Source organism: Georgenia subflava (genome assembly GCF_009193155.1).
In the GTDB taxonomy this organism is placed as follows: Bacteria; Actinomycetota; Actinomycetes; order Actinomycetales; family Actinomycetaceae; genus Georgenia; species Georgenia subflava.
Genome location: NZ_VUKD01000001.1, coordinates 1,386,095 through 1,399,497, shown reverse-complemented (window position 1 = coordinate 1,399,497; position 13,403 = coordinate 1,386,095). Strand labels below are relative to the sequence as shown.

General features: G+C 73.0%; 13 protein-coding genes. 5 read left to right on the top strand and 8 right to left on the bottom strand.

Going from position 1 to position 13,403, the window contains the following annotated elements; all coding sequences use genetic code 11:
* Positions 1 to 133 precede the first annotated feature (133 nt).
* Entirely contained in the window at positions 134 to 292 is a 159-nt protein-coding gene (locus GD748_RS19450) for a hypothetical protein (protein WP_193312840.1), read from the bottom strand.
* Positions 293 to 533: 241 nt separating this feature from the next.
* On the opposite strand from GD748_RS19450, the gene GD748_RS06325 reads away from it, so the two are divergent.
* Positions 534 to 1,511 (top strand): helix-turn-helix transcriptional regulator, encoded by a 978-nt coding sequence (locus GD748_RS06325; protein WP_152194259.1) that lies wholly within the window; start codon positions 534 to 536, stop codon positions 1,509 to 1,511.
* 32 nt (positions 1,512 to 1,543) lie between these two features.
* Here GD748_RS06325 and mpaM read toward each other — a convergent pair whose 3' ends face one another.
* The 3 genes from mpaM to GD748_RS06310 all read right to left on the bottom strand — a co-directional run bounded on the left by mpaM (position 1,544) and on the right by GD748_RS06310 (position 4,747).
* Positions 1,544 to 2,410, bottom strand: coding sequence for a daptide-type RiPP biosynthesis methyltransferase (gene mpaM, locus GD748_RS06320; protein WP_152194258.1), 867 nt, complete (start codon positions 2,408 to 2,410; stop codon positions 1,544 to 1,546).
* Between the two features lie 36 nt (positions 2,411 to 2,446).
* Entirely contained in the window at positions 2,447 to 3,676 is a 1,230-nt protein-coding gene (locus GD748_RS06315) for a lanthionine synthetase C family protein (RefSeq protein ID WP_152194257.1), read from the bottom strand.
* Between the two features lie 267 nt (positions 3,677 to 3,943).
* On the bottom strand, positions 3,944 to 4,747 hold the full coding sequence (locus GD748_RS06310; RefSeq protein ID WP_152194256.1) for a UbiA family prenyltransferase: 804 nt from the start codon (positions 4,745 to 4,747) through the stop codon (positions 3,944 to 3,946).
* Between the two features lie 88 nt (positions 4,748 to 4,835).
* Here GD748_RS06310 and GD748_RS06305 point away from each other — a divergent pair, with 88 nt between their 5' ends.
* From GD748_RS06305 to GD748_RS06295, 3 genes are read left to right on the top strand one after another with little or no spacing between them, the layout of a single operon-like run.
* Complete coding sequence (locus tag GD748_RS06305) at positions 4,836 to 5,906, top strand: type III polyketide synthase (RefSeq protein ID WP_152194255.1); 1,071 nt, start codon at positions 4,836 to 4,838, stop codon at positions 5,904 to 5,906.
* Positions 5,903 to 6,424, top strand: a complete 522-nt coding sequence (locus GD748_RS06300) for an isoprenylcysteine carboxyl methyltransferase family protein (RefSeq protein WP_193312839.1) — start codon at positions 5,903 to 5,905, stop codon at positions 6,422 to 6,424. Before GD748_RS06305 ends, GD748_RS06300 begins: the two co-directional genes overlap by 4 nt.
* Positions 6,421 to 7,446, top strand: a complete 1,026-nt coding sequence (locus GD748_RS06295; protein WP_152194254.1) for an NAD(P)/FAD-dependent oxidoreductase — start codon at positions 6,421 to 6,423, stop codon at positions 7,444 to 7,446. The genes GD748_RS06300 and GD748_RS06295 overlap by 4 nt, the downstream gene beginning before the upstream one ends.
* 4 nt (positions 7,447 to 7,450) lie before the next feature.
* On the opposite strand, the gene GD748_RS06290 is transcribed toward GD748_RS06295, so the two are convergent.
* The 4 genes from GD748_RS06290 to hisC all read right to left on the bottom strand — a co-directional run bounded on the left by GD748_RS06290 (position 7,451) and on the right by hisC (position 12,755).
* Positions 7,451 to 9,073 (bottom strand): dihydrolipoamide acetyltransferase family protein, encoded by a 1,623-nt coding sequence (locus GD748_RS06290; protein ID WP_152194253.1) that lies wholly within the window; start codon positions 9,071 to 9,073, stop codon positions 7,451 to 7,453.
* A 43-nt stretch (positions 9,074 to 9,116) separates the two neighbouring features.
* A complete protein-coding gene (locus tag GD748_RS06285) occupies positions 9,117 to 10,106 on the bottom strand; it encodes an alpha-ketoacid dehydrogenase subunit beta (RefSeq protein WP_152194422.1) in 990 nt (329 codons plus the stop codon).
* Positions 10,107 to 10,111: 5 nt separating this feature from the next.
* Positions 10,112 to 11,272: a pyruvate dehydrogenase (acetyl-transferring) E1 component subunit alpha gene (gene pdhA, locus GD748_RS06280; protein ID WP_405002663.1), complete on the bottom strand. Its 1,161-nt coding sequence runs from the start codon at positions 11,270 to 11,272 to the stop codon at positions 10,112 to 10,114.
* Between the two features lie 394 nt (positions 11,273 to 11,666).
* A complete protein-coding gene (gene hisC, locus GD748_RS06275; RefSeq protein ID WP_152194252.1) occupies positions 11,667 to 12,755 on the bottom strand; it encodes a histidinol-phosphate transaminase in 1,089 nt (362 codons plus the stop codon).
* Between the two features lie 154 nt (positions 12,756 to 12,909).
* Between hisC and GD748_RS06270 the strand changes: the two genes are divergently transcribed.
* Positions 12,910 to 13,287 (top strand): phage holin family protein, encoded by a 378-nt coding sequence (locus GD748_RS06270; RefSeq protein WP_152194251.1) that lies wholly within the window; start codon positions 12,910 to 12,912, stop codon positions 13,285 to 13,287.
* Positions 13,288 to 13,403: the final 116 nt, after the last annotated feature.

Genomic DNA, 13,403 nt, shown 5'->3' with positions numbered 1-13,403 from the left:
CCGGCCGACGGGTTCGGCTGCCCGGTCGGCGGACCCGGCTGCCCGGCCGTCAGATCCGGCTGCCCGGCCGTCCGAGGGGCACACCGAAAAAGCGGGGTGCCACCAGGCTCCCCGCTCCTCGGACCGCTGCGAACTACTTGGCCGCGATCTCCGGCCAGCACACCACGCACATGATGGAGACCGTGCCCCCACCGGGTGCGGCCTTGGCAGGTGCCGCGCTTGCAGGCAGCGCCACCGCCGTCACGGTCATACCCACCGCGAGCACCACACTCGCCACCACTTTGCGAACCATGTCGCTACCTCCTTCGTTGTCGATGCCCCCCGCTTGCTTTCAGCCCCCCGACGATCATCGCCCGTATCCGGCCCGCGAGCCGCACCGAAAAGGTGGTCACTTCCTGCCATGGCAGGTACTCCCCGCCTCCCGCGCGAGGTGACCGACTCTCCTCGCCATGTCTCGGCGATCCGGGAGGGTGACGCCCTGACGTGCGCTTTCGGCATAGCATCGTCCCTGGTCGCGCTAGGACGGGAGTGACATGTTCGAACCGCTGGGTCTTGACGAACGCGCGCTCGCGGCGTACCGCGCGCTCCTGGAGTCCCCCGCGCTCACTCCCGCCCGGCTGGGAGAGATTCTCGAGCTGACCGACGGCGAGCTCAAGCAGTCGTTGGACCTGCTGGAGGAGAAGGGCTTCCTCCGACGGTCGCATGCCGACCCGACGAACCTGCGCACCGAGTCGCCGCAGGTGGCCTTCGAGCGTCTCGTCGGACAGCGCGAGAAGGAGCTCCACCGCGAGCAGGAGCAGCTGAGCAGCATGCGGTCGGACGCCGCCGCCCTCGTGGACGAGTATCACAGGACGCTGCAGAGCGAACGGCACGGTGAGTTCGAGCGCCTCGTCGGCACCGACCAGATCTTCTCGAGGATCGTCGAGCTGGTGCAGAACGTCGAGTTCTCCATGGATTCGATCGTCACCAAGGCCCCGCTGCCTCACGTCCTCGGCCAGGCGAAGGCCGACGAGGAACCGATGCTGTCGCGCGGCGTCAAGCTCCGCACGCTGTATCCGGCGTCCGCCCGGCACGACGACGCCGTGATCGAGTATGCCCAGTGGTTCCGCGATCATGGTGGTGAAGCACGCACCGCAGTAGCCCTACCTGTACGCGTCCTGATCTACGACGAGAAGATCGCCCTAGTCACCTCCGATCCACACAACCTTTCCCAGGGCGCCGTCCTACTCAACACCCCCGGTGCCATCACGGCGTTCCAGGCTCTCTTCGACCTGCTCTGGCAGTCCGGTGCGGAGCTGCCAGAGCGACCGGCGAGCGAGAACGAGGTCCGGGCCGAGGAGAGCGAGCTCCTCCAGCTCCTCTCCCGCGGCATGAAGGACGAGGCCATCGCCCGCTCGCTCGGCATCTCTATCCGCACGGTCCGGCGCATGATCAACGTGCTGAGCACCCGGGTGGAGGCCACGAGCCGGTTCGAGCTCGGCGCCCGGGCGGTCGAACGCGGCTGGCTGTAGCCCGCTCGACCTGCTGCCGACCGACCCCGCTGTCAGGCGAGGAAGGGGTAGGCCGGCCCGCGGTCCTCGCTGCGCACCGCCTCGACGAGCACCGGCCGGTGCCGGGCACCGGCGACCGGCAGCGCCGTGGTGGAGACGACCGTCAAGCCGGCCTGACCGAGCTCAGCCTGGAGCTGGGTCACGTCGACGACGTGCCGGCGCACGGCGCACACCGGCATGATGCCCGTGCTGAGCCTCGCCGGGTAGGCCGTGAGGAACCAGCTGCTCGCGCCCGGCTCCCAGTACTCGTGCACGCGGTACACCTTCCCACCCGGGGTCCGCACAGCGCTCTCGGTCTCCGTGGGCAGCGCGAGCTCGCCATGGTCGACAGTCGAGAGCAGGAACCGTCCACCAGGCGCCAGGTGCTCGCGCACGCACCCGAACAGGCGTGCGCGCCCCTCGACGTCGAGGCCGGCGACCATGGAAGCGCCGAGCACGATCACGGCGAACCGGGTCCCGAGCGCGAAGCCGTCGAGGTCGACGTAGGCGGTAGCGCACCGGGCCCGCATCGCCGCGGGCGCGTCACGGAGGCGACGCCGCAGCCCGGCGAGGCGGTGCGGCGAGCTGTCCGCGGCCGTGACCTCACGACGCAGCGCCAGAAGCGGCATGGTCAGGTGTCCTGAGCCGGCGGCCAGGTCGAGGACGCACCCCGGCACGTCGAGGACCGCACGAAGCACCTCGCGGACCTCGGCGAGGTCACCGTCGAGGAGGTCGCCGTGGATCCGGGCGCCGGCCTCGTCGTCGAAGCCGTGGACGGTCGCCCGGGGGCCGAGCTCGCGCACCATCGCACCGGCAGCGCCGGGGATCTCGCACGCGGTGAGCTGGTTGTGGTCCGGCCCAGCCGTCGTCAGAGCTGCCATCGTTCCCCCCTTCCCCGCCGCCGCAGCGGCGAGCCGTCACCAGAAGAAAGGAAGCCTGCACTCTCCGGTGCCCATCAGGACACCGAGCGCGAGGAGAAGACCGGCCGCACCGGTGAGCCTCTCGGTGCCGGCGCTGGCCGCACCCGTCAGCCGGAGGTGGCGGTCGCCGAGCCCCAGGTCGAGGCGCCCGAGGTGGAGGCGGACCTGGGCGTGCCGCTCGGCGTCGGGTGTCCACGGGCCGGAGCTCAGGTACTGCACCGCCAGCAGGGTGCCGGCGCGGGCGTGGAAGCCGTTGGGCAGGTGCTCGAGACGGTCGCCGCAGACCTGGGCGGCCGAGCGGTACGTCTGGGCGAGCCACGGGGCCGGCACGTGCTGCGCCGCCTCGTGCAGCACCATGGTGATGCCGTCGCTGCCGTGCCAGATCGACGCCTCGTCGGGCGTCTCGCGGCGACGGCGACCGTCCGGGCCCCAGCCGAGGGTGGCGATGTCCCGCTGCAGCGCCTCCTCGATGCCGTCGAGCAGGGCGGGGTCCTCGCTGAGTGCGTACAGGTGCAGGAGGAAGAGGGCAGCACCGGTGCCCCCGTGCAGCAGCCCGGAGCGCTCGACGCCGCTGGACGTCTGCGCGAGCCGCTCGAGGACCAGGGCACCGATCTCCTCGACCCGCGTCATCAGTGCGGCGACGTCGCGGACAGGGGCTCGTTCGAGAAGCGCGAGGCCGATGCCCGCGAGCCCGTCGGCGAGGCTCGTTCCGAGCAGGTCCAGCGGGAACTCCTCGACCGTGCGCCAGAGGCGGTCGGCGTCGTCGAAGCGGCCGAGCCGGTCGAGCGTCAGCGCCACCCCCGCGAGCCCGTCCAGGAACCCCGGAGCGGTCGCGGGCAGCTTCTCGGCCGCACGGACCAGCCAGTCGGTCAGCTCCTCGGGGACCTCGACGCCGGCTCCCACGAGGCTCCAGAGCACACCGGCGGCACCGTGCCCGAAGCACGCACCGCCCTCGGGGCACGCCCCTTCGGCGGGCATGAGAGCGAGCGCCGGCGGAAAGAGACGGTCGGTACGGTCAGGTGTCGCGGCGTCGATGATCCGCCGTCCGACCTCGTCGAGGAACAGCGGGTAGTCGGCCGACTCGAGGGCGTACAGATCCACGTCCCCGCGCACGGCGAGGGCGACGAGGTCGCTCTGCGAGGTGTCCGCCCTAAGGTGGCTCGGCACCGCACGCGGTGCTGCGGTCCGACGCGGCTCGAAGGGGAGCGTCACCAAGAGCTCTGACATGGCCGGCCTCCGTTCCTTGTCGCCGCCGTCACGTGTCCCCTGGTCACGGGGTCACAGTGCGAACTTAACTTCCACGGGACCTCAGGTGTTAGCCGGTGACCGGGCAACTAGATGCCATGGCCGTAAGTTGCCAAGGGCCGCCTGCCCGGTCGGCGACCTGCCGAGATCCCGGGCGGCGACCTGCCGAGATCCCGGGCGGCGGGATCCCTCGCGCCCGCGCGAGGAGCACGAGGGAAGGTGTGGCGGGTCGCCCGCGGCCAGCTCCTCTCAGTCCCGCGCGAGGAGCATGACGACGACGGCGACGGCGATGACCAGTGCCGCGCGGAACGGCGCCCTGCCGCCGCGGGCGAGTGCCGCCGTCGCCACCAGCACCACGCCGGCCAGGACGGCCCACCCCCAGGCCGGCGCGGCCTCGTCCGGACCGAGGACGGCGACCGCCGAACCGGTGGACAGGACGACCACCGCGAGAACCCCCGTGACGCGGGCCCCGAGGCGGTGCGGCAGCCCGCGCACCTCGGTGACCTCGTCGTCGGCGAGGTCGGGCAGCACGTTGACCAGGTGGGCGCCGAGACCCAGCAGGCTCCCGACGGCGACCATCCATGCCGGCGCCGGCTCCGGCGGGTCTAGCGCGAGCCACACGACCGCCGGCAGGGCGCCGAAGGCGACGACGTACGGCAGCCACGACAGGACGGTGCGCTTCAGCACGAGGTTGTACGCCCAGCCCGAGCCCACGAGCAGGACCAGGTGCACGACGCCGGCGCGCACCCCGAGGAGCAGCGACGCCACCAGGCACACGGCGAGCGTCGCCGCGAGCGCGGCACGCACGACGGGCACGGCCAGCTCGCCCGTGGCGATCGGCTTGTCGACGCGGCCCACCTGCCGGTCGCGGTCGACGTCGACGAGGTCGTTCGACCACCCGATGGAGAGCTGGCCCGTGAGGACCGCGACGACCAGGACCGCCAGGACGCCGGGACGGTGGCCCGCGACCACGCCGACGAGCGCCGCGAGCAGGGTGACCGCCACGGTCGGCGCGGGGTGGCACGCACGCGCCAGCGCGACCACGGTGCCCATCGCCCGAGCGTAGAGGAGGCGGCACGCGAGCCGGCGCCGGCCGCGGCAATCGCGCGCGACGGACCGGCCAGCCGCCTACTCTCGGTGGATGACGCACCTCGTGGGCCTGGAGCCCGTGCTGCCGGAGCACCGGTACGGGCAGGCCGAGATCACCGAGGCGCTGGTGGACGTCATCGGCGGCGGCGACCGCACGGCCGCGCTGATGCGGCGGCTGCACGCGAGCTCCGGCGTCGAGCAGCGACACCTCGCCCTGCCGCTGGAGCGCTACGCGGAGCTGCGCGACTTCGGCGACGCCAACGACATCTTCATCGCCCACGCCGTCGAACTCGGCGCCCGCGCGGTGGCCGGGGCCCTGGAGCGGTCCGGGATCTCCCCGCAGGAGGTGGACCTGTTCATCTCCACCACGATCACGGGCATCGCGGTCCCCTCCCTCGAGGCCCGGATCGCCGCCCGGCTCGGGATGCGCGACGACATCATCCGCCTGCCCCTGCTGGGGCTCGGCTGCATGGCCGGCGCGGCCGGCACCGCCCGGCTCGACGACTTCCTGTGCTCACGGCCGGGCGGGGTCGCGGTCCTGGTCTCGGTCGAGCTCTGCTCGCTGACCGTCCAGCACGGCGACACCTCCACCGCGAACCTCGTGGCCAGCGGTCTCTTCGGCGACGGCGCCGCGGCCCTGGCCGCCGTCGGCACCCGGCACCGGGCGGTGCGTGGGCCCTCCACCAGGACGCCGGCGGTCGTGGCGAGCCGGAGCCGGACGTTTCCCGGCACCGCGGAGGCGATGGGGTGGGACGTGCGCTCCACCGGCCTGCACATCGTGCTGGGCGCGGAGGTGCCCGACCTGGTGCGCGAGCACGTCGGCCCGGACGTCGCGCGGTTCCTCGCCGAGCACGGCCTCACCACGGCGGACATCGGGTGGTGGGTGTGCCACCCGGGCGGCCCGAAGGTCATCGACGCCCTCGTCGAGACGCTCGGGGTCGACGCCGACGCGCTGGCGCTGACGACCGACTCCCTCCGGCGGGTGGGCAACCTCTCGTCGGCGTCGGTGCTGCACATCCTGCGGGACACCTACGACCGGCGTCCGCCGGCGGTGGGGACCTACGGCCTCATGATGGCGATGGGCCCCGGCTTCAGCCTCGAGCTGGTGCTGCTGCGCGCATGACGAGCCTGGTCCTGTTCACGGCCCTCGTGGTCGCCGTCGGCCTCGAGCGGCTGGCGGAGCTGGTGGTCGCCCGCCGCAACGCCGCCTGGAGCTTCGCGCGCGGGGGCGTCGAGAGCGGGCGCGGGCACTATCCGGTGATGGTCGTGCTGCACACGGCGCTGCTCGTCGGGGCGCTGGTGGAGGTGTGGGTCCGGCGCCCGGAGTTCCTGCCGCCGCTCGGCTGGCCGATGCTGGTGCTGGCGCTCGGCGCGCAGGCGCTGCGCTGGTGGTGCATCGCCACCCTCGGGCCGCGGTGGAACACCCGCATCATCGTCGTCCCCGGCCTGCCGCTGGTGGACGGCGGGCCGTACCGGTGGTTCCGGCACCCGAACTACGTGGCGGTCGTGGTGGAGGGGTTCGCGCTGCCGCTGGTCCACTCGGCGTGGCTGACCGCCGCGACGTTCACGGTGCTCAACGCGGCCCTGCTGACGGTGCGCATCCGGTTGGAGAACAGGGCGCTCCTGGACGCGCCGCGATGACCGACCTGGTGGTGGCCGGCGGCGGTCCGGCCGGGCTGGCCACCGCCCTGCACGCCGCCCGGGCGGGACTGTCGGTCGTGGTGCGCGAACCGCGCGACGCGCCGGTCGACAAGGCGTGCGGCGAGGGGCTCATGCCGGCCGCCGTCGAGCGGCTCGCCGGGCTCGGGGTCGACCCGGCCGGCCGTCCGCTGCGCGGCATCCGCTACCTCGCCGGGACGACGGCGGCCGAGGCGTTGTTCCGCGGGGCGCCGGGGCGCGGGGTCCGGCGCACGGTCCTGCACGCCGCCCTCCGGGCGGCGGTCCTCGACGCGGGGGTGCGGATGGAGCAGCGCAAGGTGGTCGTCGTGGACCAGCTCGACGGCGGCGTGCTGGTGGACGGCGAGCCGGCGCGGTACCTGGTGGTCGCCGACGGCCTGCACTCGCCGCTGCGGCGCAGCCTCGGACTGGCGCTGCCCGCCCGGGGACCGCGCCGGCACGGTCTGCGCAGGCACCACGGGGTCGAGCCGTGGACGGACCTCGTGGAGGTGCACTGGGCCGAGCGCGCCGAGGCGTACGTGACTCCCGTCGGGCCGCACGAGGTCGGTGTCGCCCTGCTCACCACCCGACGCACCACCTACGACGAGCAGCTCGCCGCCTTCCCCGCGCTCCTCGACCGCCTCGAGGGCGCGGCGCCGACCACCCCCGTCCGTGGCGCCGCACCGCTGCGCCAGCGCACCCGTGCCCGCGTGCAGGGCCGGGTGCTGCTCGTGGGCGACGCGAGCGGCTACGTCGACGCGCTCACCGGGGAGGGGATCTCGCTCGCGCTGGCCCAGGCGGAGGCCGCCGTCGCCGCGATCGTCGCCGGCCGGCCGCAGGCCTACGAGACCGACTGGCGCCGGATCGTGCGACGCTACCGGCTGCTCACCGAGGTGCTGCTGGCGGCCGCCGCCTGGCCGCCGTCGCGCCGCCTCCTCGTGCCGGCGGCACGGACGCTGCCCCGGGTGTTCGCCGCCGCGGTCGACGAGATCGGCCGCACCGGCTGAGCGCTCAGCTCCAGACGAGCACCTGGGCGGGGTCCTCGAGGACCTTCGCGACGTCGGAGAGCACCCGGGCGCCGAGCCCGCCGTCGACGAGCCGATGGTCCATGGACAGCGCGAGCTGGGTGACCCAGCGGGGCACGACCTTGCCCTTGTGGACCCAGGGCATCTGCCGCACGGCGCCGAAGGCGAGGATCACGGACTCGCCGGGGTTGAGGATCGGGGTACCGGTGTCGATGCCGAAGACGCCGACGTTGGTGATGGAGATCGTGCCGTCGGCCATGTCCTGCGGCGTCGTCTTGCCCGCGCGTGCCTTGGCGGTGAGCTCGCCCAGCGCCTCCGCGAGCTCGTGGAGCTTCATCCGGTTGGCGTTCTTGATGTTCGGCACCACCAGGCCCCGAGGTGTCGCCGCCGCGATGCCGAGGTTCATGTAGTGCTTGTAGACGATCTCGTTCGTCTCGTTGTCCCACGAGGCGTTGACCTCGGGGTGGCGGCGGACGGCGTGGATGAACGCCTTCATGACGATGAGCAGCGGCGTGACCTTGACGTCGGCGAACTCGCGGTCCAGCTTGAGGCGCTCGACGAGCTTCATGGTCTTGGTGACGTCGATGGTGTGGAACACCGTCACGTGCGGGGCGGTGAACGCCGACGCCACCATCGCCTCCGCGGTGCGCTTGCGCACCGACTTCGCCGGGACTCGGGTCTGGCGGCCGTCCTCGGAGACCGTGCCGCCCTCGAGCCAGGGCTCCTCGTCACCGGGGTACGTCGCGAGCGGCTGGGCCTCGGTGCGGGCCTGCTGCGCCAGGACGTCCTCGCGGGTGATGATGCCGCCGGGCCCGCTGCCGCCGACCGTGGAGAGGTCGACGCCGAGGTCCTTGGCGAGCTTGCGGACCGGGGGCTTGGCGAGCACCCGGGCGCCGTGCCGGGCCGGGTCGGCAGGCACCTGAGCGGCCTCGCCCGCCCGCGCAGCTCGCGCCGGTGACGCCGTCGACGGCGCGGCCGGTGCGCCCGTCGATGCGCGGGCGGCCGGGCCGGCCGTGGACGGTGACGCCGTCGAGCCCGGCGACGCCGGTCCCGGCGCCTGGGCGGCGCCCTTCGCGGCAGCCGCTGCGGGGCTCGGAGCAGCCGCTGCGGGGCTCGTGGCGGACGCCGCGGCGCTCGTCGCGGCCGGTGCCGCGGAGCCGGTGGCACGACGCGGACGTCGACCGCCTACCGTCGGCCGGGTGCCGTACCCGACCAGGACGCTGCCGGAGCTCTCGTCGGCGTCGGCGGCGTCCTCGGTCGTGGTGCCGTCGCCACCGTCCCCGGCGGGAGGCGCCCCGGCCGCTGCGCCGTCGCCCTTCTGCCCGGCCGCTGCCGGGGCGGTGCCGTCCGGGGCTGCGCCGTCGGGGTCGACGTCGATGACGACGATGGGCGTGCCGACCTCGACGGTGGCGCCCTCGGCGACGAGGAGCTCGTGGATCCTGCCCGCGTAGGGGCTCGGCAGCTCCACCACCGACTTGGCGGTCTCGATCTCGCAGATGAGCTGGTTGGCCGTCACCGTGTCGCCCGCGGCCACCGCCCACGTGACGATGTCCGCCTCGGTCAGGCCCTCGCCCACGTCCGGCAGGCGGAAGTGCTGGTAGGTCGGCACGCTGTGCTCCTTCGAGATGTGGGTGCGGGTCGCCTGGCGTGGGTCAGTGGGCGAGGCTGCGGTCGACGGCGTCGAGGACCCTGTCCAGGTTGGGCAGGTAGTCCTCCTCGTGCTTCGCCGTCGGGTACGGCATGTGGTAGCCGCCGACCCGCAGCACCGGTGCCTCGAGGGAGTAGAAGCAGCGCTCGCTGATGCGCGCGGCGATCTCCGCGCCGGGGCCGAAGAACGTCGGTGCCTCGTGGACGACCACGAGGCGCCCGGTCCGCTCGACGGAGGCCGCGATGGCGTCGAAGTCGACGGGCGAGACCGAGCGCAGGTCGATGACCTCGATGCTCGTGCCCTCCCCCGCGGCGACCTCGGCCGCGGCGAGCATCGTCTTGACGGTCGGGCCGTAACCCACGAGGGTCACGTCGTTGCCTGCCCGGGCCGTGCGCGCGGCGTGCAGGCCCGTGGTGAAGCCCGCCTCGGACAGGTCGACCGGCGTCTCGACGTCGACCTCGGCCTTGTCCCAGTACCGCGACTTGGGCTCGAGGAAGAGCACCGGGTCGGGCGAGGCGATGGCCTGCTGGATCATCGTGAACCCGTCCGCCGCGGTGGCCGGGGAGACGATGCGCAGGCCCGCGGTGTGCGCGAACAGCGCCTCCGGGGACTCGCTGTGGTGCTCGATGGCCCCGATGCCGCCGCCGTAGGGCACGCGGATGACGACCGGCATCGAGAGGTCGCCGAGGGAGCGGTAGGTCAGCTTCGCGAGCTGGGTGGTGATCTGGTCGAAGCCGGGGAAGATGAAGCCGTCGAACTGGATCTCGCACACCGGCCGGTACCCGGCGAGGGCGAGCCCGATCGCGGTGCCGACGATGCCCGACTCGGCGAGCGGGGTGTCCACCACGCGGTCGGGGCCGAAGTCCTTGTGCAGCCCGTCGGTCACGCGGAAGACGCCGCCGAGCGGGCCGATGTCCTCGCCCATGAGGACGACCTTGTCGTCGTTCTCCATGGCGGTGCGCAGGCCCGCGTTGATGGCGCGGGCGAGCGGCATGGCCGTCATCGCTGACCTCCCTCGGCGCTCGTCGAGTCCTCGAAGCCCGCCTCGTAGGCGGCGTACTCGTCCCGCTCGGACGCCACCAGCGGGTGCGGGGCGCTGTAGACGTTGTCGAAGATCTCGACGGTCGGGCCGGCCTCGAGGGAGCGGCAGTACTCGCGCACCCCGGCGGTGAGCGTCTCCGCCTCGGCGTCGACGTCGGCGAAGTAGGCGTCGTCGGCCTCGCCGGAGTCGGTCAGGTGGAGGCGGAGCCGGTCGATCGGGTCCTTCGCGCGCCAGAGGTCCTCCTCGGCGCGGTCGCGGTAGCGGGTGGGGTCGTCGGAGGTGGTGTGCGCACCCATGCGGTAGGTGACCGCCTCGATGAGGGACGGCCCGCCGCCGGCGCGGGCGCGCTCGAGCGCCGCCTTCGTGACGGCGAAGCAGGCGAGCGGGTCGTTGCCGTCCACGCGCACGGACGGGATGCCGAAGCCGGGGCCCCGGGCGGCGAGCGGCACCCGCGACTGGGTGGCGGTCGGCACCGAGATCGCCCAGTGGTTGTTCTGCACGAAGAACACCACCGGGGCGTTGGCCGAGGCGGCGAAGACGAACGCCTCGCTGATGTCGCCCTGCGAGGTTGCGCCGTCGCCGAAGTAGGTGACGACGGCGCGGTCGCGGTCCGGGTCTCCGGTGCCGACGTTGCCGTCGCGCTGGATCCCCATGGCGTAGCCGACGGCGTGCAGGGCGTGCGAGCCGATCACGATCGAGTACAGCTGGAAGTTGTGGGCGTGCGGGTCCCACCCGCCGTGCCGGGTGCCGCGGAAGACCGGCAGCAGCTCGCGCACGTCCAGCCCGCGCGTCAGTGCGACGCCGTGCTCGCGGTAGGACGGGAAGACGAAGTCCCGCTCGGCGAGCGCGTGGCCGGAGCCGATCTGGGCGCCCTCCTGGCCGAGGCAGGGTGCCCACAGCCCGAGCTCGCCCTGACGCTGCAGCGCGGTGGCCTGGGTGTCGAACGCCCGGGTGAGGACCATGTCCCGGTACATGGCGCGCAGCGCCTCGGCATCGAGGTCCGCGACCAGCGTTCCGTACTCCGGGTGGTCGTGGCGACGCCCCTCGGGGTCGAGGAGCTGGACCATGACCTCGGGATCTGATCCGGTCCCGGGCAGGGTGGTGAGCGGCTCGGTCAAGCGATCCTCCTCGGCGTCGGCGCCTCGTGGGCCGCACGGTACTCCAGGTGACCCCGCCGTGCCCGCCGCGAGGTGTGGCGGCGGGGACGGCGGGCGGGTGGGCCACCGGGGTGGTGGCGGCGCCACTAACCTACGCAAGCGTAGGCTACGGGAGCGTAACCTACTCTTTGCGGATTCCTCCAAAGATCACCCGGCGCGACTGGCGGACCTGGCGCGGATCGTTGTGGATCTCCACAGTGCTCACCTGCTGCTCGGAGCTCGGACCGCCATCCTGGCGAGACGTCCTGGCGAGAAACTCACGCACGCATCCTGGCGAGAAACCACGCATCCTGGTGAGAGAAACCCAGGCGGGCGTCCGGGCGAAAGACTCAGCCGGTCGTCCGGGGCGAGAGACTCACGCGGGCGTCCGGGCGAGCCAGTCCGCGGCGACCTCGAGGAAGAGGTCGTTCCCCTCGGGCTCGCCGATCGACACGCGCACGCCCTCACCGGCGAAGGCACGCACGAGCACACCCCGGCTGCGGGCGAGGTCGGCGAATGCGGTCGCGCGCCGACCGAGGTCGAGCCAGACGAAGTTGCCCTGGGCGTCGGGGACGGTCCAGCCCTGACCGGACAGGGCCGCGACGACGCGTTCGCGCTCGATGACGACCTGGCGCACCCGCTCCTGGACCTCGTCCTCGCAGCGCAGGACGGCGAGCGCCGCGGCGAGGGCCAGCGCGTTGACCCCGAACGGGGTCGAGGCGGCGCGGAAGCCGGCGGTGAGCCGGCGTCGTGCGACGGCGTAGCCGACCCGTAGGCCGGCGAGGCCGTAGGCCTTGGAGAAGGTGCGCAGGACGACCAGGTTCTTGTGCTCGTCCAGGAGGGCGACGCCGTCGGTCGGGTCGTCCGTGCGGACGAAGTGGAGGTAGGCCTCGTCGAGGATGACCAGCACGTGGCGCGGCAGTGCGGCGAGGAACTCCCGTACCTCCGTCTGGGTCAACGCCGGCCCGGTCGGGTTGTTCGGGCTGCACAGCAGCACCGCGCGGGTGCGGTCGGTGACAGCGTCGGCCATCGCGGAAAGGTCGTGGCGGCCCTCGGCGTCGACCGGCACCTGGACGGGCTCGGCGCCGGCCACCTGCACGCAGATCGGGTAGGCCTCGAAGGACCGCCAGGCCATGACGACCTCGTCGCCGGGCACGCACACCGACCGCAGGACGTTCTCCAGGACGGCGACCGAACCGTTGCCGACGGTCACCCGCTCCGCCGGCACGCCGAGGCGCTCGCCGAGCGCCTCGGTGAGCTCGGTGGCGTACATGTCGGGGTAGCGGTTGAGGTCGACCGCGGCGTCGGCCAGCGCGGCGCCGACGGCGGGCAGCAGCGGGAAGGGGACCTCGTTGCTGGAGAGCTTGTAGACCTGCCGGCCGCGGGTCGGACGCTCTCCCGGGACGTAGGCGGGCAGGGACTCGATCTCGGGGCGCAGGCTGACCGAAGGACGTGGGGAGGCCATGACTCAAGGATGCACCGGCGGGCGTGGCGGCACCGCATCGGTCCGGCCGAGCGGCAGGGGTTCGAAAGCTCGACGACGGCACCGAGCGCACGAAACCCTGGTGTCGCGGCTCGGAGCAGCACCTCGCGGACGCCTTCGATGGAATGATCGGCGCATGAAGTTCCTCGTGCAGCTCATCGTCAACGGCGTCGCGATCTGGCTCTGCACGCTCCTGGTCGACGGCATCTCTCTCGCCCCGACGTCGGACACGCCGATGCGCCTGCTCGAGCTCGCCGTCGTCGCCGCGGTCTTCACCCTGGTGAACCTGATCGTCCGACCGGTCGTGAAGCTGCTCTCGCTCCCGCTCTACATCCTCACGCTCGGGCTGTTCTTCCTCGTGGTGAACGCCCTGATGCTGATGCTGACCGGGTGGATCACGTCCTTCACCGACTTCGGGCTCACGGTGGACGGCTTCTGGACCGCCGTGCTGGGCGGCCTGATCATCGCCGTCGCGAGCTGGCTCCTAAACCTGGTGATCCCCGGCGACCGCTGAGCCGGTCCGAAACGACTGCGCGCCTGACGCGAGGGGCAGCGCCTCGGAAGTGGGCTACGCGCCGGAATATGGGGCTGCGGGCCGGTCGCGAGGGCCGCGCGCAGACGGGAGGGCAG